Origin of the sequence: Pelobacter propionicus DSM 2379 (genome assembly GCF_000015045.1) — a bacterium.
Classification (GTDB): domain Bacteria; phylum Desulfobacterota; class Desulfuromonadia; order Geobacterales; family Pseudopelobacteraceae; genus Pseudopelobacter; species Pseudopelobacter propionicus.
In genome coordinates, this window is the sequence record NC_008609.1 from 1,468,268 (window position 1) to 1,488,575 (window position 20,308).

The window sequence follows — 20,308 nt, forward strand, 5'->3', positions numbered from 1 at the left end:
GACTGATTTCAAACCCATGGGCAGAGATTGATCGCATGCGCAGAATACTGGTAGTCGAAGATGACCGGTTCTTCCGTGACCTGTTTTACGACCTGCTGGTCGGCCAGGGATACGATGTGGATCGTGCCTCAAGCGGGGAGGAGGGGCTCGACAGGCTATCGACGTATGCCTTCGACCTGGTCGTCACCGATCTGGTCATGCCCGGTGTGGACGGCATGGACATCCTTGCCAGGGCCCGGGAGAACGATCCTTCCGCGGACGTGATCATGGTTACCGGCAATGCCAACCTGGAATCGGCCATCTTCGCCCTCAAGCATGGCGCCCGCGATTATTTCGTCAAACCGATCAACCCCGACGAGTTCCTCCACTCCGTGGCCCAGTGCCTGGAACAACGCCGCATTCTGGACGAGAACGAAGAGCTGAAAAGCATGCTCAACCTGTACCAGATCAGCCAGGCCATTGCCGGCTGCCTGGACATGGAGCGTCTTCAGCACCTTATCTTTGATGCCTTCACCCGTGAAATCGGTACCAGCCGCGGCATGTGCCTCTTTGCCACGGAAACTGGCCTGGAGCTGTGCGAGGTCAAGGGAGTCGAGACCGCCGTGGCGGAGCGCTGCATCGCCTCTGTCCTGGAACGACTGTCAGAGGATCACCCTGATGAGTGCAACTCCCTGCGGATAAGCTTCCAGGGCGGTGGCGATGATTCGGGGATCGAGGCGGCAATCCTGATTCCGCTGCGCGGCAAAGGGAGCCAGCGGGGGGTTGTGGTGGCGTTCAACGAGCCGGGGCTGGGCCTTCCCGAATTAGGCGCCAGGAAGAAGAATATCCTCTTCCTGCTGGAACAGTCGCTGCTGGCGCTGGAGAATGCCAGCAGCTATTCCCTGGCAAAGGACATGCTGTTCATCGACGACCTGAGCGGGCTCTACAACCAGCGCTATCTGGAGGTGGCGCTGGAACGGGAGATGAAGCGCATCGGGCGCTTTTCCTCCCAGCTGGCCGTTCTCTTCCTGGATATGGATTCGTTCAAGCAGGTCAACGACACCCATGGGCATCTGGTGGGGAGCCGCGTGCTCAAGGAGATGGGCACGCTTTTGAGGCTGTCGGTGCGCGATGTGGACGTGGTCATCCGCTATGGCGGGGACGAGTACACCGCCATCCTGGTGGAGACATCGCCGGCCATTGCCGCCAATGTCGCCGAGCGTATACGATCCATGGTCGCGTCCCACGTCTTCCTGGCTGACGAGGGGTACGACATCCGTCTGACCTGCAGCATCGGCTATTCCTGCTGCCCCGAAGACGCCCTGACCAAGGAAGAACTGCTGGAGATGGCCGACCAAGCCATGTACACCGGCAAGGGGCGCGGAAAAAACTGCGTTGTCCGCTTCACCAAGACCTCCTGATTTTCCCGTTTTTCCCCCACATCACATCAGATCGAGGAATTCTATGGCCATCACGGCAATCAAGGGTTGTAACGATATCCTGCCGGAGGAGTCCGGCAGATGGCAGTACATCGAGCAGGCCGCTCGCCGCATCTTCGAACGCAACGGCTTTTCCGAGATTCGCGTACCGATCATGGAGAAGACCGAGCTGTTCTGCCGCTCCATCGGCGACACCAGCGACATCGTGGAAAAGGAGATGTACACCTTCACCGACAAGGGGGAGAACAGCGTCACCCTGCGTCCCGAGGGAACCGCCGGTGTCATGCGCGCCTACATCGAGCACAAGATGCACGCCCAGGACCCGCTGGCCAAGCTGTACTACCTGGGCCCCATGTTCCGCTACGAGCGCCCCCAGAAGGGGCGCTACCGCCAGTTCCACCAGATTGGCGCCGAGGTCACTGGCGTCACCGACCCGCTGGTGGATGCCCAGGTGCTGAACATGCTCTGCGCCTTTTTTCACGAGATCGGCCTGGACGAGCCGACCCTGCAGATCAACTCCCTGGGCTGCCCCGACTGCCGCCCCGCCTACCGCGCGGCGCTGATGGAGTTTCTTCAGGGGAGGCTGGACCGGCTCTGCGACGACTGCAAGCGGCGCTTCACGGTCAACCCGCTGCGCACCCTGGACTGCAAGTCGGCAGGCTGCGCCGAGGCCACGAAAGGGGCGCCGGCCATGCTGGATCATCTCTGCACCGCCTGCGACGACCACTTCAGCAGCGTCAAGCGCTACCTGGACCTAACCGGCAGCCGCTACAGCATCAACCCGCGCATGGTCAGGGGGCTTGACTACTACACCCGCACCACCTTCGAGCTGGTCACCGGGCTTCTGGGCGCCCAGTCGGCCGTGGCCGCCGGCGGTCGCTACGACGGCCTGATCTCCCAGCTGGGTGGGCCTTCCATCCCCGGCATCGGTTTCGCCATGGGGGTGGAGCGGGTGGCGTTGCTCTTGGGCGAGCGCGACTTCTCCCGCAGACCGGACCTGTTCATCGCCACCATGGGGGCTGGCCAGCGTGACAAGGCCTTCTGCCTGTTGACGAAGCTGCAGAATCAGGGCATCCGAGTGGAGATGGATTACGAAGGGAAGAGCCTGAAGAGCCAGATGCGCCGGGCCGACAAGCTGCGGGCGCGCTTCAGCGTGGTCATCGGAGAGAACGAGCTGGCCACGGGGCGGGCCAGCTTCAAGCGCATGGAGGACGGCGTGCAGAACGAGGCGGCGTTGGAGGCTGACGACATCGTGACGCTGCTCGCCTAGGAAAAAGCCGGATATACTCTTCAAACCGAAAACGGGCAGCCTGATAGCAGGCTGCCCGTTTTCGTGTCACCCTAGGTGTAAAATTACAAAACTGCCTTCAGCTCCTGAATCAACCCTCCCAGGAAGTCATACCCCTTCTGCCAGAAATCTCCGGCGGTGATGTCGATGCCTGCCAGTCGGGCCGTCTCCGTCGGGGAGAGGGCGCCACCGGATTCCAGAAGCGAGCGATAGCCCGGCTTGAAGCTCTCCCCTTTCTCGCAATAATTCTGGAACAGGGCCAGCACCAGCAGTTCGGCAAAGGTGTAGGAGTAGCAGTAGAAGCGGCTGTGGATGAAGTGGCTGATGTAACTCCAGCCCCAGCTGTAGGCCGGGATCATCTCCACCGCGTTGCCGAACAGCTTTTCGTTCTCCTCCAGCCAGATGCGGGAGACACGGTCGTTGGTGAGCAGCCCCTTGCTGCGCTCGGTGTGCAGGCGCAGTTCGAAACGGGTCAGCACGGTCTGGCGGAAGGTGGTGGCGATGATGTCCTCTATTTTGGCGCAGAGCAGCGATTTTCGCAGCAGCGGATCGCTCTCGCTGTCCAGCAGCCTGCGGGTCAACAGCATCTCCCCGAACACCGAGGCTGTCTCCGCCAGGGGGAGTGGGGCGTGGTAGTTGAGCATGTTCTGTTTCTGGGAGAGGACGAAGTGCAGGCCGTGACCGGCCTCATGGGCGATGGTGGCCAGGTCGCGCAGGGTGCCGGTGAAGTTGAGCAGCAGGAATGGCGGCGTCTGGGGGGAGATGCCCATGGCGAAGGCGCCACCGGACTTGCCGGGGCGCGGCATGACATCCACCCGTCGCTCCGTGAAGAAATCGGCCACGATACGGCCGAATTCGGCGTCGTAGGCGCCGTAGGAGGCCACCACCAGGTCCCGCGCCTCGTCGAATTCGTAGCTCTTTCTGGACTCCGCAAGCGGGGCGTAGATGTCGCAGTTGCGGATCTTTTCCATCCCCAAAAGCCCCGCCTTGAGGCGGAAGTACTCCTGGGCCAGGCCGTAGTTGGCCTCGGTGACCGCCATCAGGTGCTCCACCGCCTCGTCCGGGATCTCGTTGCCGATGTTGGTGGGCTGGATCGGCGAACTGTAGCCGCGCAGCTCCATCTCCTGGCCGTGGTCCAGGGCCATGTTGTTGAAAACGGCGTTAAAGACGATGCCGTTCTGGCCATGCTTCTCCAGGAAGGTGGTCATGGCCCGGAAGCGCACATCGGGGTCGTGGTGGTGTAAAAGGGAGAGCAGCTCTTCGCCGGTGAACTCTCGCACCTGGCCATCCAGCTCCATGGAGTAGCGCAGGGAGGCGGAGAGCTCGTCGAACAGCCGGGTGAAGGCGCTGACGCCGGTCAGGTTCTTGCGGGTAAGCAGCCGCTCCTCGTTCTCCTTCAGGGTGTAGGGACGGAACTTACGGATGCCGTTCAGGAAGTGGACGTAGGGCGCCGCCTGGGGGAGTGAACAGAGCGCCTGGAAGGGGGCGTCATCCAGGTTCATCAGCTCCAGGTCGAAGAAGAGCAGCTGCTGGGAGAGGCGGCTGCCCAGCTCGCTGCAGCGCTGGGAGAGGGAGAGGGTGGTCTCGTTGGACGAATCGGCGGCGAACAGCAGATGGGCATAGCAGAACGGCTTTGCCATGCGCACCTGCAGCGCCTCGTATTCCCGCACCGCCTCCAGCAGGGAAGAGGGTTGCAGCTGGGCGATCTTCTCGAAATAGCGTTCCCGGAAGTCGGCGGCCAGGGCGTCGAAGGAGCCCAGGTCTGCCTCCAGTTCGGCCGAATCGGGGGCGGGGTAGAGCAGGGCGGTGTTCCAGGTCAGGTCGGCTGTGGTCATTGGTCAGGGTTCTCCTCCGGTCATGGACATTCCAAAAAAAACGGCGAATCATCTCACGCTAAGGCGCGAAGACGCAAAGAAATCACATGGGTGCACAACAACCATGCTGCACCGAACAGGTTGATGTAACCGTTTCGCTGTTTCGGTATATGCATCCGTTTTTCTTCGCGAACTTGGTGGCTTTGCGTGAACGGTTGCTATTTACGGGTTCGGCAGAGTACTACGGAAGCGGAGGGGCGTCAAGGCGGGTGTGGGCCGCTTTGCGGCGGCAGGCGGAGCTAGAAGCGGTACTCCAGCTTGAAGGTGACCGTGCGGCCATCCTGGGGGATCAGGGCCACCGGATAGCTGGTCTCCACATGATCGTTGGATCCGGGATTGGTGTAGCTCTCGTTAAGCAGGTTGCGCACCGAGATGGTCGCGTCCAGGTTTTTGACCAGCAGGTTGCGGGCCAGGGCGGTCAGGTGCAGCAGGGTGTAGTCGCCCCCCTTGACCCCGGCCACCAGGGTTTCCACCTGGGACAGGTACTGCAGTTCTCCCGACAGGGTCAGGCGGCGGTTGAGGAAGTCGCGGGAGAGTTTCGCCTTGATCAACGATTCAGGCGAGTTGGTCAGGCCTGTGTCGTTCTCCACATCCCGCGCCCGTTGATAGCTGTAGCCCAGCCTGCCGGACCAGGCCTCCCAACTCCACTCCCGCTCCAGTTCGAAGCCGGTGATCCTGACCCTGTCCGTATTCTCGAAGCGCATGGTGCCGTCGCTCCCCACGGCCTGGTTGATCAGGTTCTTGATGGAGTAATGGAACCAGGTCATTGAGAGCCGCTGGCCCGGGCCGTGGTAGTACTCCAGCACCAGCTCGTGGCTGAGCATGGACTCCTCTTTCAGATCCGGGTTGTCGTGTATGTTGCTGCCGGAATCCTTGTAGTCGGTCTCGTAAGCGTTGGGGGCGCGAAATGACCTGCCGAACAGGTACTTGGCAACCAGGTCGTCAGTGATCTTGTAGATCAGGGCCGCCTTGGGGTTGAAGGTGTGCAGGGAGGGGGAGAAGTAGTCATAGCGTACCCCCGCATCCAGCAGCAGGTTGGGGGAAATGCGCCACTCGTTCTGCAGGAAAACTCCCAGGCTGTGCTGGGGGGAGTGCAGGTTCAGGGTGGTGCCGTCCGCCTTCGTCTTTGTGCGCTGGTCCCTGAGCAGGGCATAGTGGTAGTCGATCCCCCCCACCAGGTGGTTGTCGAAGGGGAGTTTCCTGCTGATCACCAGCTCTCCCCCCAGCACGGCGCTTTTGGTGTAATCGTAAAATGTCTGGTCGGCCGGGGTATAGATGTAGCGTTCCTTATAGAAGTAGCCGTTGTAGTAGGTGCGCGCCTTCAGGGAATCCCCCGAGCCGTTTCCTCTCGTGTAGCTCAGGTCGGCGAAGGAACGCTCGTCCCAGGAAGTGTTGCCGTCATCGTTGAAAACGACGTCAAAGGCGCCGGTGGGCACCCCCTTCCTGCGGCGGGAGAAACCGCCCAGCAGGGTCAGGTCGCCCTTCTCGGCCTTGAGGAAGAAGCTGCCGTTCCCCTCGTAGTCGCAGTCCCTGCTCCTGCCGTTGTTGTTGGCCGGATCGTCGTAGGCGCTGAAATACAGGTCGTTGCCCGGCGCGTGGTCGAGGGTGCCGGAGACCAGCAGGGACCAGTCCTTGCCCCGGGGATCTGCCTCGGCGGTGATCCGTCCGCTTACCCTGGTGCGGGTGTCCACCGAAGAGGCGACGTTGACCCCGTTTCTCTTGGCCGAGGTGGTGATGACGTTCACCGTCAGCAGGAAGGCGTTGTTGCCGTACAGCGAGTTGCTCGGCCCGCGGATGATCTCGATGCGCTCCACCAGGTCCATGTCCAGGGGGAAGTCCGTTCCCAGCGGCGCCTGGTGGTACACCTCGTCGTTCAGCCTGATGCCGTCCAGAAGCACCAGTACCCGGGTGTTGTAGTCCCCCGGCATGGAAAATCCCCGGTAGCCGATGTACGCGTAATTCCGGTCATAGGTCATGTTGATGCCGGTCTCCCCCTGCAACGCCTCGGACAGGGTGCGGTAGCCGTATTTTCGGATGGCGGCGGCGTCGATGATGCTGACCCTGGCCGGCGCCTCGCTGGCCTCCTGCTCGTAGCGGGAACTGCCGGTGACGGACATGATCTTGACCTGCAGCAGTTCCTCCAGGGAAAGCTGGGTGAGCTCCTCCCCGTCATCAAAGACAAGGACCGGTGAACAGGAGAGCAGGCCGAACAGCAGAATGGTCCGTGCCATGCGGAGAGCCTGGCAAAGCAGGGGGTGCCCCATGGATAAAGGCGATTTCGCGGCTATGGGGTGGGTGGGTGCAGGCATGCGGTTTCCGGCGTTTCTCCTGGGCTTTTGCATGGCCATGGTTGCCCGAGCGGCACTCCCGGGGAATGGTGGCGGATAATCGGGAAAAACAGAGTAACGTTAAAGTCTTTACCATAGGTATGGGGGTGAGTCCATGCAAAAACTGTGTGGCTGTTACCGCGCTTTCGAGGCGTCCCTGATGCGGATTCGATGCTGTAGTAATGGAGACCATGTCACGATGATGTCCCCGGTTTAATTGCTTTGACTCTTTTTATGGTTGGCGTAGAATCCCGGCCCGCCTGACCCGCTGCGGGCCGGTTTGCAGGGGCGAGGTGGTGTGGGATACCTGGATGTATGGAAGGAGTGTTCGATGCTGTCGTGGTTGTTGTACCTTGTACTCGGTTCCGGCGCCGGAATCCTGGCCGGTCTGCTGGGGGTGGGGGGAGGGCTGGTGATCGTGCCGCTGCTGGTTTTTGCCTTTAGCGGCCAGGGCTTTCCCGAAGCCCATCTGCTGCACATGGCTTTGGGAACCTCCCTGGCCACCATCATGTTCACCTCCGTGGCCAGCATGCGGGCCCACCATAGCCGCAATGCCGTTGACTGGCCGGTGGTGCGGCGCATCTCACCGGGGATCGTGGCCGGCACCTTCCTTGGTTCCTGGGTGGCGGCCCACCTGACAACCGGCTTCCTGAAGATCTTCTTCACCTGCTTCATGTATTTCGTGGCTGCCCAGATGTTGCTCAATGTCAGTCCGCCGGCCGGCCGCCGGATCCCCGGCAGTTCCGGGCTGATCGGCGCCGGCTCCCTGATAGGCATGGTTTCCAGCCTGGTGGGGATCGGCGGCGGAACCCTGTCGGTGCCCTTTCTGCAGTGGTGCAACCTCCCCTTCAAGACCGCCATCGGCACATCGGCAGCCATCGGCTTTCCCATTGCCCTGGCCGGCACGGTGGGGTATATTGTCAACGGCCTGTTTGTGCCGGACCTTCCCACAGCGAGCCTCGGGTTCATCCACCTCCCGGCCCTGGTCGGAGTGGCCGCGGCCAGTTTCCTGACTGCTCCCCTGGGCGCCAGGCTGGCCCACAGCCTGCCGGTCCCCAAGCTTAAGAAGATCTTCGCGCTGCTGCTGATCGCCACCGGAACCAAGATGCTGTTCAGCCTGCTGTGAACTATCTGAATACAGACGTTTTTTTGAAAGGAACATGATGCGCAAGGAATCACTGAAATTTCTGGAAAAACTCCTCGATGCCCCCAGTCCCTCCGGCTATGAGCAGCCTGCCCAGCGGGTCTTTCGCGAGTATGTGGCCCCTTTCTGCGACGAACTGACCACCGATGTCATGGGCAACGTGTTCGCCCGCGTGGCGGGCCAGGGAGAGAACCTGCCGCGGGTGATGGTGGTGGGCCACACCGACGAGATCGGCCTGCAGGTCAAGTACATCGACGACAAGGGCTTCCTCTATTTCGCGGCGGTCGGGGGGGTGGATGCCCACCTGACGCCTGGCAAACGGGTCAATGTGCACACGGCAGGAGGCCCCCTGCCAGGCGTGATCGGCAAGAAGCCGATCCACCTGATGGACACCAAGGACCGCGAGACCGTGGTCAAGCTGGAGTCCCAGTACATCGATATCGGCGCCAGCGACAAGGAAGAGGCCCAGAAGCTGGTCAGGGTGGGGGATGCGGTAACCTTTGCCAGTTCGTTCACCCGTCTGCACGGTGACCGGGTGGCCTCGCGCGGTTTCGACGACAAGGCCGGCTGCTTCGTGGTGGCCGAGGTGCTGCGCCTGGTGAAGGCATCAGGCAGGAAGCTGAATCTGGACCTGTACGGCGTCTCGTCGGTTCAGGAGGAGATTGGCCTGCGCGGCGGGACCACCAGCAGCTACAGCGTGAACCCCGATGTGGGCATCTGCGTGGAGGTGGATTTTGCCACCGACCAGCCTGACGTGGAGAAGAAGCACAACGGCGAGGTGGGGCTGGGTAAGGGGCCGATCCTGGCCCGCGGCGCCAACATCAACCCGCGCCTGTTCGAACTGCTCTGCGAGACCGCCGAGAGCGAGAAGCTCGTCATCCAGCACACCGCCAGCCCCCGGGCCACCGGCACCGATGCCAACGTGATGCAGATCTCCCGTGGCGGCGTTGCCACCGCCCTGGTGAAAATACCGCTGCGCTACATGCACACCCCCATCGAGACCGTGGCGCTCAGCGACCTGGAAAACGCGGCCAAGCTGATCGTGGCAACTCTGGATCGGATAACCTCGCGGGATGAGTTCGTGCCGAAATAACCCCCATCTCCACCCCTCCCTCCCCGTGAAGGGGAGGGAGGAACGTCAGCTGAAAAGGAGAGCGTCATGCGGATAAAGAATTTCACCGATGTAACGGCAACCAAGATCGACAACGATCAGGCCAGGGGGATTAGCGCGCGGGTGGTGATCGGCAGGGAGGATGGCGCCGAGAACTTCTGCATGCGGGTCTTCCAACTGGCGCCGGGAGGATGCACCCCCAAACACGCCCATGCCTGGGAACACGAGATCTTCGTCCACGAGGGGGATGGCGGGATCTTCGGCAACGGCGCCTGGCACCCCTTCCTGAGGGGGACGGTGGTGTTGGTGGAGGCCGATGAGGAGCACCAGATCAGAAACAGCGGCACTGAAACGTTGACCTTCGTTTGCCTGGTTCCCTCCACGGCGCCGGAGCTGTAGTACTCGGTAACCAGAATCCGGTGACTCCTGGGGAGTCTGTCCGCAGTACTCGGTTTCGGCCCGTTCATTCCATCGCACCTCCCGGTGCGGAGCCGTATGTCGGTTATGGTGGGGCCGGGGGATTCCCCCCGGCTACCCGATGTAACTGGCCATTTTCTGTCGTCCTGTGGCAATCCCTCGAAGACCTTGTGTGCTACGATCTCAGGCGAGGTCGAAACGGTCAAGGTTCATTACTTTTTCCCACACCGCTACAAAGTCGTGCAGGAACTTCTCCTGGGAGTCCCCACTTCCATAGACTTCCGCCAGGGCCCGCAGTTGGGAGTTGGAACCGAAGATGAGATCGACACGGGTAGCGGTCCATTTGAGTTCGCCGCTCGTGTGATCACGCCCCTCGAACAGGTCGCCGGCTTCCGAGGTCGCCTTCCACACCGTGCCCATGTCCAGCAGATTCAGGAAGAAGTCATTGGTCAGCGTCTCGGGCCGCTTGGTGAAGACGCCGTGCCGGGACTGTCCGTAGTTGGCATTCAGGACGCGCATGCCGCCGAGGAGAACCGTCATCTCAGGGGCGGTCAGTGTCAGCAGTTGCGCCCGATCAACCAGCAGCTCCTCCGCTGATACGGTGTACCTGGTTTTGAGATAGTTACGGAAGCCGTCGGCAGCCGGCTCGAGTACGGCGAAAGACGCCACGTCGGTTTGCTCCTGGGTTGCATCCGTGCGTCCCGGCGTGAAGGGAACGCTCACCGCCTGACCGGCATTCTTGGCAGCCTGTTCGATGCCCGCACATCCGCCCAGAACAATCAGGTCGGCCAGCGAAACCCGCTTCCCGCCTGACTGGGCGTCGTTGTACTCCTTCTGGATACGTTCAAGTGTCTGTAGCACCGTCTTCAGTTGGGCAGGCTGGTTGACCTCCCAATCCTTCTGCGGCGCGAGACGGATGCGACCGCCGTTGGCCCCGCCGCGCTTGTCGGAGCCGCGGAAGGTGGATGCCGATGCCCAGGCGGTGGAGACCAGTTGGGAGACGGACAGCCCCGAAGCGAGGATAGTGTCCTTGAGAGCGGCGATATCCTGCCCGTCAATCAGCTGATGATCCACCGTGGGGACGGGGTCCTGCCAGATCAGCTCTTCCGCGGGGACTTCCGCGCCGAGATAGCGTGAGCGCGGTCCCATGTCGCGGTGGGTCAGCTTGAACCACGCCCTGGCGAAGGCGTCCGCGAATTTCTCGGGGTTCTGCTGGTAGTCGCGCGCGATCGGCTCGTAGATCGGGTCGAAGCGCAGGGAGAGGTCCGCCGTGGTCATCATCGGCCGGTGCTTCTTGGACGGGTCGTGGGCGTCAACCACCATATCCTCTTCGTCCACATCCTTGGCCAGCCACTGATTGGCGCCGGCCGGACTCTTGACCAGTTCCCACTCGTATTTGAACAGCACCTTCAGATAGCCCATGTCCCATGTGGTCGGGTTTGGTTTCCAGGCACCCTCGATGCCGCTGCCGATCGTATCGCCCCCCTTGCCGCTACGGAAGCTGCTCTTCCAGCCAAGCCCCTGCTCCTCGATGGGGGCTGCTTCGGGCTCAGGCCCCACATGGGTCGCAGGGCCGGCGCCGTGGCACTTGCCGAAGGTGTGCCCGCCGGCGACGAGCGCGACAGTCTCTTCGTCATTCATGGCCATGCGGCCGAAGGTCTCCCGAACGTCACGTCCTGAGGCGACCGGATCAGGGTTGCCGTCCGGACCTTCCGGGTTCACGTAGATCAGTCCCATCTGTACGGCGGCGAGGGGGTTTTCCAGATCGCGGTCGCCGGAGTAACGGCTCTTGGGCTTGTCGCTTGTGGCCAGCCACTCGGCCTCGGAACCCCAGTAAATGTCCTCTTCCGGCTCCCAGATGTCTTCGCGCCCGCCGCCGAAGCCGAAGGTCTTAAAGCCCATGGACTCAAGGGCGCAGTTGCCGGCGAGGATCATCAGGTCGGCCCAGGAGATTTTCCTGCCGTATTTCTGCTTGATCGGCCAGAGCAGACGGCGCGCCTTGTCCAGGTTGACGTTGTCCGGCCAGCTGTTGAGCGGAGCGAAGCGTTGGGAGCCGGATCCCCCGCCGCCGCGGCCGTCGCCGGTGCGGTAGGTGCCCGCGCTGTGCCACGCCATGCGGATGAAGAGCCCACCGTAGTGACCGTAATCGGCCGGCCACCACTCCTGGGAGTCGGTCATCAGCGCATAGAGGTCCTTCTTCAGTGCTTCCAGGTCGAGTTTCTTGAATTCCTCGGCATAGCTGAACTCCTCGCCCATCGGGTTGCCCAGGGGAGGATTCTGATGGAGGATCTTCAGGTTCAGCTGGTGTGGCCACCAGTCCCGGTTCGCCCTGCCACTGCTGGCAATTGGTTTGTCAACTCGGCCTGTTACCGGACACGTGCAATCATTGCTCATCTCGGTTCTCCTTCTCTTTCAGATGTGGATAGGTGGCTAACGAGGGATTACATAGCTTGTCACCTTATACCACAAAGCTGGCGGGGTATTGGTGCACGTCACCTGATTGCCCAGATGGGCGGGATTATGTTGTACGTGCCTCACCATTTGCCATGGCCTTGCTCGTGGAGCAGCGGCGCACTGGAATCACCGGGAGGACAGCGATGACTACTCCACCCGGTCGGGCAACCTGTTCCGGCTGATGAACGCCGAGCAGCAGGTGCTGTTCGGCAATGCCGCCCGGGCCCCAGAGCGCTCTCCGAGATGCCGGCCTGACCGTTGACCAAAACAGAAACGACAGAGGGCGCCTTTCGGGGCGCCCTCTGTCGTTTCTGGTACTGTTCCGTATCCGTTACGGTTCGTTTCGGATCAGCCGCTCCTCAGGCGGTGTGAAGAAGCGGCTGCCCAGCTCCTCCTCGACCCCCAGCATGCGAAGCAGGTCATTCAAGCGCTGCGCCGGTTTGCGGCGGGGCAGGTCCTTGTATTCGGCCATGATCAGCTCGTTCTTCAGGGAGTGTTCCCATCCCACCAGCTCGGTCACGTTCACCTGGTAGCCGTGGGCCTCCAGTTGCAGGCAGCGCAGCACGTTGGTGACCAGGCTGCCGAACTCCCTGGTGTGCAGCGGCCGCCGCCAGAGTTCGGCCAGGCTGCTGGCCAGGGCCTTTCCCTTGTTCCTGCGCAGCACGGCTGCCACCTCGGCCTGGCAGCAGGGGGCCAGCACGACGAAACGGGCCCGCTTCATGAGGGCAAAGCGGATGGCGTCGTCGGTGGCGGTGTCGCAGGCGTGCAGGGCGGTAACCATGTCCACCTGCTGGGGAATGGCATCCGCATGGATGGCGTCGGCCACGCTCAGGTTGAGGAAACTCTTGGCGTCGAAACCGAGGCGTCGGGCCAGGTCACGGGACTTGTCCACCAGCTCGTCCCGTGTCTCGATGCCGAAGATGCGGCACTCGGCCTCCCTGTTCTGTCTGACGTACAGGTCGTAGAGGATGAACCCCAGATATGACTTGCCCGCACCGTGGTCCACCAGGGTGATGGAACGGTTTGCACGCCGGACATCCTCCAGCAGCGGTTCGATGAACTGGTACAGGTGGTTGATCTGCTTCAGCTTTCTCCTGCTGTCCTGGTTCAGTTTCCCGTCGCGGGTCAGGATGTGCAGTTCCTGGAGCAGTTCCAGGGACTGTCCCGGCCTGATGTCGTGCTTCTCCGGCGGTGCCGGTTCCTTTCCCGCTTTCTTGGCGCTTGTGCCTTGGCGTCTCGCCATTAGAGTTCGATCGTGGTGCCCAGCAGTTTCAGGAAGCATGCCAGCCACTGGGGGTGGGCCGGCCAGGCAGGCGCGGTGACCAGGTTCCCGTCCACATGGGCCTGGTCAACCGGGATATCCACGTAGGTCCCGCCGGCCAGGGTGACTTCCGGTCCCACCGCCGGGTAGGCTGAACAGGCCCGCCCCTTGAGCATGCCTGCTGCAGCCAGTAGCTGGGGGCCGTGGCAGATGGCCGCCACCGGTTTGCCGGTTTCGGCGAAATGGCGGACCATGTCGATGACCTCCTGGTTCAGGCGCAGGTACTCGGGCGCCCTCCCTCCCGGAATGACCAGGGCGTCGTACTCCTGGGGGCGTATCCCATCGAAACTGGCGTTGAGGGTGAAATTGTGCCCCGGCTTTTCGCTGTAGGTCTGGTCTCCCTCGAAGTCATGAACCGCCGTGCGCACCGTCTCGCCGGCCTTCTTGCCGCAGCAGGCCGCGTGCACCGTGTGTCCCACCATTTGCAGCGCCTGGAAAGGGACCATGACCTCGTAGTCCTCCACAAAATCACCCACCAGCATCAGAATTTTTTTAGCAGCCATTGCGCAGCTCCTTTCGGGAATGTGTTTGCCGGGTGGCCCGGTGGAATGAAACCTGATCCAGCGGCCCACTCCGGGGACACATGATAGACGTTGCCGTGGCAACGTCAAGGGTGAATGTGATTTTCACCCGCATGGGGGATGGGGAAGTCGGGGACCGGGAAGCGGCAAGATATGCCGGTCTGATGGTCTGGGGCGTATTTGGGCTTGATTTTTCGGATGGTTGATGTAGTTCTAACAGCGATTGTTCGATTATTTTAACAGTACATGTGGAGGAAGCGAGATTATGAATCTGGGAACACCATTGAAACCGGGCGCAACCAGGGTCCTGCTGCTGGGGTCCGGGGAACTGGGCAAGGAAGTCGCCATCGAGGCCCAGCGCCTGGGGGTTGAGGTGATTGCCGTTGACCGCTATGCCGATGCTCCGGCCATGCAGGTGGCGCATCGCAGCCATGTCATCAGCATGCAGGACCGTGAGGAGCTGAAAAGGGTGATCGGCCTGGAACGCCCCGACCTGATCGTGCCGGAGATCGAGGCCATCGACACCGAATTCCTGCTGGAGCTTGAGCAGGGAGGTCAACGGGTGATCCCCACCGCCCGGGCCACCAACCTGACCATGAACCGGGAGGGGATCCGGCGGCTGGCAGCCGAAGAACTGGGTTTGCCCACGGCGCGCTACGCTTTTGCCGCCAGCCTGGAGGAGATGCGCGGTCATGTGGCCCAGATCGGCTGCCCCTGCGTCATCAAGCCGATTATGAGCTCCTCGGGCAAGGGGCAGAGCGTGCTGCGCGACCCCTCACAGGTGGACGAGGCCTGGCGCTATGCCATGGAGGGGGCGCGGGGCGCCTCGGATACGGTGATCATCGAGGAGTTCATTCAGTTCGACTACGAGATCACCCTGCTGACAGTGCGCCACTGCAACGGCACTTCCTTCTGCCCTCCCATTGGCCATGTGCAGATCAAGGGGGACTACCACGAGTCCTGGCAGCCCATGGCCATGAGTCCCGCGGCCCTGGCCGAGGCCAGGCGCCAGGCCGAGGCGGTCACCACCGCCCTGGGGGGCTACGGTCTTTTCGGCGTGGAGCTGTTCATCAGCAACGACCGGGTCCTGTTCAGCGAGGTCTCGCCCCGTCCCCACGACACCGGCATGGTCACCATGATCTCCCAGAACCTGTCCCAGTTTGAGCTGCACGTGCGCGCCATCCTGGGGCTGCCGGTGGGCGAGATCGTCAACCTGGCCCCCTCGGCCAGTCATGTGATCCTGGCCGACGCCAGCTTTGATGCGGTGCGCTTCGAGGGGCTGGAGCAGGCCTTGGAGGTAGCCACCAGCAAGCTGCGCCTGTTCGGCAAACCGGATACCCGCCCCGGCCGGCGCATGGGGGTCGCCCTGGTGCAGGGGAAAGACACGGACGAGGCCCGCGGCCGCGCCGAAGCCTGCGCCCACGCCGTACGCATGGTTCCATTGTCGTAGCATTTGTAAAATACATTCCGTTGCACACGAAGCAGGCCGCATCCCCACCGGGTGCGGTCTGCTTCGTCTGAGTCGGGACTTCGGTGCCTGGAGTGCTCCGGCGTTTGAAAGGCGCCTGCCTGCTTTACAGTGGATGTTCTTGTGCTATGAAATACTCTGACATCCCCCTGTCAGCTGCATTCGGGAGGGGGCGCAGTGACAACCCTCTGCCCGGCAGCATTCGAGGAGGAAACACGTATGAACTGGTTCGGAAATCTCAAGGTCGGTACAAAACTCCTGTCAGCCTTTGGCGCGGTCCTTATTCTGACGACACTCCTCGGCATCTTCGGCATCTACCAGATCGGCAGGGTTAACCGGGGAACCGAGGCTCTGGGCAGCAACTGGATGCCCAGCACCAATCGGGTTGCCGATCTGCATGCCCATCTGAACAAGTTCCGTCGTTCGGAATTCCAGCATATCCTCTCCACCACCCCCGAAGAGATGGACAAGTACGAGAAACGCATGGATACGACACTGGAATCCATCAAGAGTGTTGATGCGGCCTACCAGAAACTGCTCTCCGATCCGGAGGAGCGCAAGCTGTACGATAGCTATGTCAGGATTCTGGCTTTGTACTTCGCCGAGAGCAGGAAGCTTGTGGAACTGTCGCGGCAGGGCAGAAACCAGGAGGCCCGGGACCTGCTGCGCGGAAACTCGGCCAGTTACCTTGCCGAAGCAGAGGCTGATCTGAACAAGCTGATCGAGCTGAACGTCAAGGGGGGGCAGGACGAGTACCAGAGAGCTGTGGAACTCTACAATTCCTCGAAGGTCACCATTGTGGTTACCCTTATCGTCTGTGTCGCCATCGGCATGGTCCTGGCCTTTGCCATCTCGCGCATGATAACCGTTCCGCTGGTCGCCGGAGTTGACGCGGCAAACCGCATCGCTTCGGGCGACCTGACGGTGGATGTACGGTCCAGCTCCAGTGACGAGGTTGGCCAACTGATGAGTGCCATGAAACATATGGTCGAGAACCTGCGCACCATGATTGCGCGGACCGTTGAGATAGCGGGCAGTATTGCCTCTGCTTCGACCCAGTTGCAGTCCACGTCGGAGCAGATCGCCACCGGAGCCGAGGAGGTGGCCAACCAGACCAACACGGTGGCAACCGCCAGCGAGGAGATGTCCCACACCTCCACCGATATCGCGCGCAACTGCTCCATGGCGGCCGATGCGTCCCGCCAGACTACCGAGTCGGCCAATGATGGAGCCAGGGTCGTTCATGAGACCATTACGGGCATGAATATCATCGCCGAGAGGGTTCAGCAGAGTTCCCGGACCGTGGAGGCCCTGGGTGCGCGTTCGGACCAGATTGGCCAGATCGTCGGCACGATCGAGGATATCGCCGACCAGACCAATCTCCTGGCGCTGAATGCCGCCATCGAGGCTGCGCGCGCCGGTGAACAGGGACGCGGCTTCGCGGTCGTGGCCGACGAGGTGCGCGCCCTGGCCGAGCGGACCACCAAGGCGACTCGCGAGATCGGCGAGATGATCAAATCGATCCAGAACGAGACCAGGGAGGCGGTCAGGGCCATGGGGGAAGGGGTGCGCGAGGTGGAGAAGGGAACGGAATCCTCCCGGAAATCGGGACAGGCGCTGGAGGATATCCTCGGCAGGATCAACGAGGTTGGCATGCAGATCAACCAGATCGCCACCGCTGCCGAGGAGCAGACCGCTACGACCAGCGAGGTCTCCATGAACATCCAGCAGATCACCGAGGTCGTTCACCAGTCCGCACGCGGCGCCGAGGAAACGGCCAATGCCGCGTCACAGTTGGCCCAACAGGCCAACGATCTGCAGGGGTTGGTCAGCAGCTTCCGGCTCAACTGAGCACGGTTCCCCGGAACACGACGTAAACGGACGCCCGGAGCATGGCATGAACAGCTCCGGGCGTTTGTCGTTGTGCGCTTCCATCTCGCCCCCGGCTGCCGCACTCCGGCCCCCTCTTACAAGGGGTGGCCGGATGGTGGTTTGAAGGAAGTGACTGCCGTCAGCTTTTTGCCCGCGGCGCCGCAAATTCCGCTTGACCCGTCTACCGCTTCACGGTTTAGCCTTGTCTCTGTCATGGCCATGGCATACATTCCCGTTTGTGAAAGGAGCACAAAGCAATGCAACAGAATGTGACGCAGGAAGAGTGGGTCGCGCGGTTCCGTGCCGTTGGTCTGGATGACGCGGCGATGGAGCAGTGGCACCGGTTGTTCGAACAGGAAAATCCCCAGGGGCACCACAGTTTCCTTCAGTGGCTCGGATGTTCACCCGAGCAGATAGAGCGGATCCGCCGCGATTACGCCTAAGCAGCCAGCCCCCGGTGTGAACCGGGGGCGTTTTTTCGGAGGAATGCATGTATCGCATTGGTGAGCTGGCGGAGCGCTTCGGCATCTCCCGCAGCACCCTCCTGTACTATGACCGGATCGGGCTGCTCTCGCCGTCCCTGCGCAGCGGGGCGGGTTACCGCCTCTATTCCGTTGCCGACCTGCAGCGGCTGGACGCGATCCGCTCCTATCGCCGGGCTGGCCTGGGGGTGGAGGATATCCGCTCCATACTTGCCTTTGGAGACGATGCGTCCACGGCGCTTCTGCAGCGACGCCTGCGGGAGGTCGGCAGGGAGATCAATGCTTTGCAGGCCCAGCAGCGGGTGCTGGCCGGGATGCTGCGGGTCAGGGGGGAGGACCCTCCCCGGACCAGCGTGGACAAGGATATGTTCGTGGCCATGCTGCGGGCCGCCGGCATGGATGACCAGGCCATGGGGCGCCTGCATGCCGAATTCGAGCTCCGTGAGCCCCAAGCCCACCACGCCTTTCTCCTGTCGCTGGGCATTTTGGAGAACGAGGCCCTGCTGATACGGCGCTGGTCGGCCGGTGGGGATAGTGAAGGGGAAACGGCTGCCCGGGACCGGGGGAGCGCCTGATGAGGGGCGGCCGTGGAAGTGCGTCGGGTATGAACGCGTTCGTGGCATATGGGTCGGATTTGTGTTAAGTGATAGAGGCTGCCCCAAGATCCTTTCCCCCGGCGGTGCAGGCTCACGGGCCAGCGGGCTTGCTGCCCCTGATGGACCCCCGTTGCAGGGGGATGCCACCCCCATGAAATCCCTTCCGGAGAGTCAGAAACATGTCACTTACAGGTGATCTGAAGCATTTTCCCATCATCGATATCATCCAGTTGCTGCACGGGGCACGCAAGAGCGGCGTGCTGCGCCTCTCCGGTGAGAGGGGCGAGAGCCAGCTGGTGTTCCACGAGGGGGACCTGGTCAGCGCCAACTACCTTAACAGCCGCGTACGCATCGGCCAGGTTCTGGTCAGCGCCGGCGCCATAAGCGAAGAACAGCTGGCCCGGGCGCTGGAAATCCAGAACAGTGCCGGCGACCGGCGTTTGCCGCTGGTCAACACCCTGCTGGAGCAGGGCATGGTCGGTGAGACTGCGGCATACAACTGCCTTGAATCCTTGATCGAGATGACCATTATCGAGGTGATGACCTGGAATGAGGGGCACTTTTCCCTGGAGATGGGCGGGGACGAGGGTTGCGACGGTTACCGGTTTTCCAAGACAGGCTTCCCCCAGAGAATCCTGCTGAACTCCCAGGGAATCCTGATGGAGACGCTACGCATTTATGATGAGAAGATGCGGGAGGGCTCCATGGATGAGATCCTGAGCATCGCCGGTGTCGACAACCTGGACCTGGAAGGGGAACAGCCGGGGGGCGGGCAGGCCGTCACGGGAGGAGGCGAGCAGGAGAGGGGGCTGCCGGCGCTCCAGCAGATGCTCGCGGAACAGAGGAACATGGTCCGCCGTGCCGGTGACCAGAGCTACCGCTCGGTGGAGGAACTGGGCAGGCTGATCGTCGACGAATTCCCCGCAGCGGCCAAGGAACAGAAGCTGGAACTGCTCTCCCTGCTGGCCGGACCCGGACCGGAAGCGGGAGGGGCTGCTGAACCCCGGGGCATGGCGGTGATCCTGGTTACCCGCTCGCCGCTGCTCTCCACCATGGTCAGATCCATCTGCCACCAGGAGGGGGTCTACGCCATAGCCACGGACAACATCGCCTCGCTGGATATGAGTATCCGGCTGCTCCTCTGCCAGGCCCTGCGCCTGTTCATTTTCCTCGACGTCCCCCATGACGATGCCGCGCAGGAGAGTCTCAGCAGCGGCGCGGAACTGCGCAAATACCCCCAGGTGTCCCTGGTGCTGACCGCCTGCTCCCGCTTCTGGGGCATGCTGGGGATGCAGGCGCTGGCTTCGGGCATGCGTGCCATCATCCCGCGCCCCTGCCGGGAGTGCGGGGAGGAGGCCTACCTGCGGCAGGCCCTGGCCTTCTGCTCGGGGTTGGGAGCCTTACTGCGGTCGCTTTCGTCGGAGCATGGCAAGAACGCCGACCAGCGTTTTTTCAGCTGCATCTCCCGACTGCGCGACTGCAGGACGCGCACGGAGATAGCGGATGCGCTGCTGGCATACCTGATGGAGCCGTTCGAGCGCGGCATCGTCTTTCTGGTGACTGAAACGGAACTGGTGGCGGAACACTCCTTCGGCGTTGGGGAAGGCAAGGGGGAGGGACTGAAACCGCTCTCCACCCTCTGCATTGCCCGGGATGATCAGGAGATTTTCGAGGATATGGTCAAAACCGGAACGATGTACTACGGGTTTCACAGCGATTCCACCTGGCCCCATCAACTGTACCGTCTGATCGGCAGGCCGGACAGTCCGGAGGTGCTGCTCTTCCCGCTGGTGCGCGCCAACAGGGTCGTGGCGTTCATCTATGCCGATTTTGGGTCACGGCCGGCGACCGCACCGACCCTGGCCTGCATCGAGGCGCTGGTGCAGTACAGCACCGCCCAGGTCAGCATTTCGGCATACCGCCAGAAGTTGAAGGCCATGCTGGAGCGGCAGAGAACGCAGGAACCTCCCCAGGCAGGCTGATTGCGGCCGGGGGCAGGGAAAAACCTTCAACGA

15 protein-coding genes and 1 pseudogene are annotated in these 20,308 nt (G+C 62.2%); 11 read left to right on the forward strand and 5 right to left on the reverse strand.

Going from position 1 to position 20,308, the window contains the following annotated elements; translation table 11 throughout:
• Positions 1-35: 35 nt before the first annotated feature.
• The 3 genes and pseudogenes from PPRO_RS21835 to hisS form a co-directional block, all read left to right on the forward strand.
• Positions 36-362: pseudogene (locus PPRO_RS21835) on the forward strand (response regulator); the annotation flags it as partial.
• A 114-nt stretch (positions 363-476) separates the two neighbouring features.
• Positions 477-1,400 (forward strand): GGDEF domain-containing protein, encoded by a 924-nt coding sequence (locus PPRO_RS06865; RefSeq protein ID WP_408633727.1) that lies wholly within the window; start codon positions 477-479, stop codon positions 1,398-1,400.
• A gap of 43 nt (positions 1,401-1,443) precedes the next feature.
• Entirely contained in the window at positions 1,444-2,688 is a 1,245-nt protein-coding gene (gene hisS / locus PPRO_RS06870) for a histidine--tRNA ligase (RefSeq protein WP_011735290.1), read from the forward strand.
• Positions 2,689-2,771: 83 nt separating this feature from the next.
• Here hisS and PPRO_RS06875 read toward each other — a convergent pair whose 3' ends face one another.
• Complete coding sequence (locus tag PPRO_RS06875) at positions 2,772-4,541, reverse strand: M3 family oligoendopeptidase (protein WP_011735291.1); 1,770 nt, start codon at positions 4,539-4,541, stop codon at positions 2,772-2,774.
• A 278-nt stretch (positions 4,542-4,819) separates the two neighbouring features.
• Positions 4,820-6,811, reverse strand: coding sequence for a TonB-dependent receptor plug domain-containing protein (locus PPRO_RS06880; RefSeq protein ID WP_041532192.1), 1,992 nt, complete (start codon positions 6,809-6,811; stop codon positions 4,820-4,822).
• 427 nt (positions 6,812-7,238) lie between these two features.
• Here PPRO_RS06880 and PPRO_RS06885 point away from each other — a divergent pair, with 427 nt between their 5' ends.
• The 3 genes from PPRO_RS06885 (at position 7,239) to PPRO_RS06895 (ending at position 9,561) form a co-directional block, all read left to right on the forward strand.
• The gene (locus tag PPRO_RS06885; RefSeq protein ID WP_011735293.1) at positions 7,239-8,033 is read left to right on the forward strand and encodes a sulfite exporter TauE/SafE family protein; all 795 of its coding nucleotides are present in this window, start codon (positions 7,239-7,241) and stop codon (positions 8,031-8,033) included.
• Between the two features lie 37 nt (positions 8,034-8,070).
• A complete protein-coding gene (locus tag PPRO_RS06890; RefSeq protein WP_011735294.1) occupies positions 8,071-9,144 on the forward strand; it encodes a M42 family metallopeptidase in 1,074 nt (357 codons plus the stop codon).
• Between the two features lie 66 nt (positions 9,145-9,210).
• Positions 9,211-9,561 (forward strand): cupin domain-containing protein, encoded by a 351-nt coding sequence (locus tag PPRO_RS06895; RefSeq protein ID WP_011735295.1) that lies wholly within the window; start codon positions 9,211-9,213, stop codon positions 9,559-9,561.
• Between the two features lie 201 nt (positions 9,562-9,762).
• On the opposite strand, the gene katG is transcribed toward PPRO_RS06895, so the two are convergent.
• From katG to PPRO_RS06910, 3 genes are all read right to left on the reverse strand, one after another.
• On the reverse strand, positions 9,763-11,973 hold the full coding sequence (katG, locus tag PPRO_RS06900; protein WP_011735296.1) for a catalase/peroxidase HPI: 2,211 nt from the start codon (positions 11,971-11,973) through the stop codon (positions 9,763-9,765).
• A 391-nt stretch (positions 11,974-12,364) separates the two neighbouring features.
• Complete coding sequence (locus tag PPRO_RS06905) at positions 12,365-13,276, reverse strand: class I SAM-dependent methyltransferase (protein ID WP_049759667.1); 912 nt, start codon at positions 13,274-13,276, stop codon at positions 12,365-12,367.
• The gene (locus PPRO_RS06910; protein ID WP_011735298.1) at positions 13,276-13,857 is read right to left on the reverse strand and encodes a DJ-1/PfpI family protein; all 582 of its coding nucleotides are present in this window, start codon (positions 13,855-13,857) and stop codon (positions 13,276-13,278) included. Before PPRO_RS06910 ends, PPRO_RS06905 begins: the two co-directional genes overlap by 1 nt.
• 283 nt (positions 13,858-14,140) lie before the next feature.
• Between PPRO_RS06910 and purT the strand changes: the two genes are divergently transcribed.
• From purT to PPRO_RS06935, 5 genes are all read left to right on the forward strand, one after another.
• Positions 14,141-15,325 carry a formate-dependent phosphoribosylglycinamide formyltransferase gene (purT, locus tag PPRO_RS06915; RefSeq protein ID WP_011735299.1) on the forward strand — a complete coding sequence of 395 codons (1,185 nt, stop codon included), beginning with the start codon at positions 14,141-14,143 and terminating at the stop codon, positions 15,323-15,325.
• Between the two features lie 237 nt (positions 15,326-15,562).
• Positions 15,563-17,194 (forward strand): methyl-accepting chemotaxis protein, encoded by a 1,632-nt coding sequence (locus PPRO_RS06920; RefSeq protein WP_041532193.1) that lies wholly within the window; start codon positions 15,563-15,565, stop codon positions 17,192-17,194.
• 278 nt (positions 17,195-17,472) lie between these two features.
• Positions 17,473-17,658 carry a MerR family transcriptional regulator gene (locus PPRO_RS06925; RefSeq protein ID WP_041532194.1) on the forward strand — a complete coding sequence of 62 codons (186 nt, stop codon included), beginning with the start codon at positions 17,473-17,475 and terminating at the stop codon, positions 17,656-17,658.
• 47 nt (positions 17,659-17,705) lie between these two features.
• A complete protein-coding gene (locus tag PPRO_RS06930) occupies positions 17,706-18,272 on the forward strand; it encodes a MerR family transcriptional regulator (protein ID WP_011735303.1) in 567 nt (188 codons plus the stop codon).
• A gap of 200 nt (positions 18,273-18,472) precedes the next feature.
• Positions 18,473-20,275, forward strand: coding sequence for a DUF4388 domain-containing protein (locus PPRO_RS06935; protein WP_011735304.1), 1,803 nt, complete (start codon positions 18,473-18,475; stop codon positions 20,273-20,275).
• The last annotated feature ends 33 nt before the right edge of the window (positions 20,276-20,308 follow it).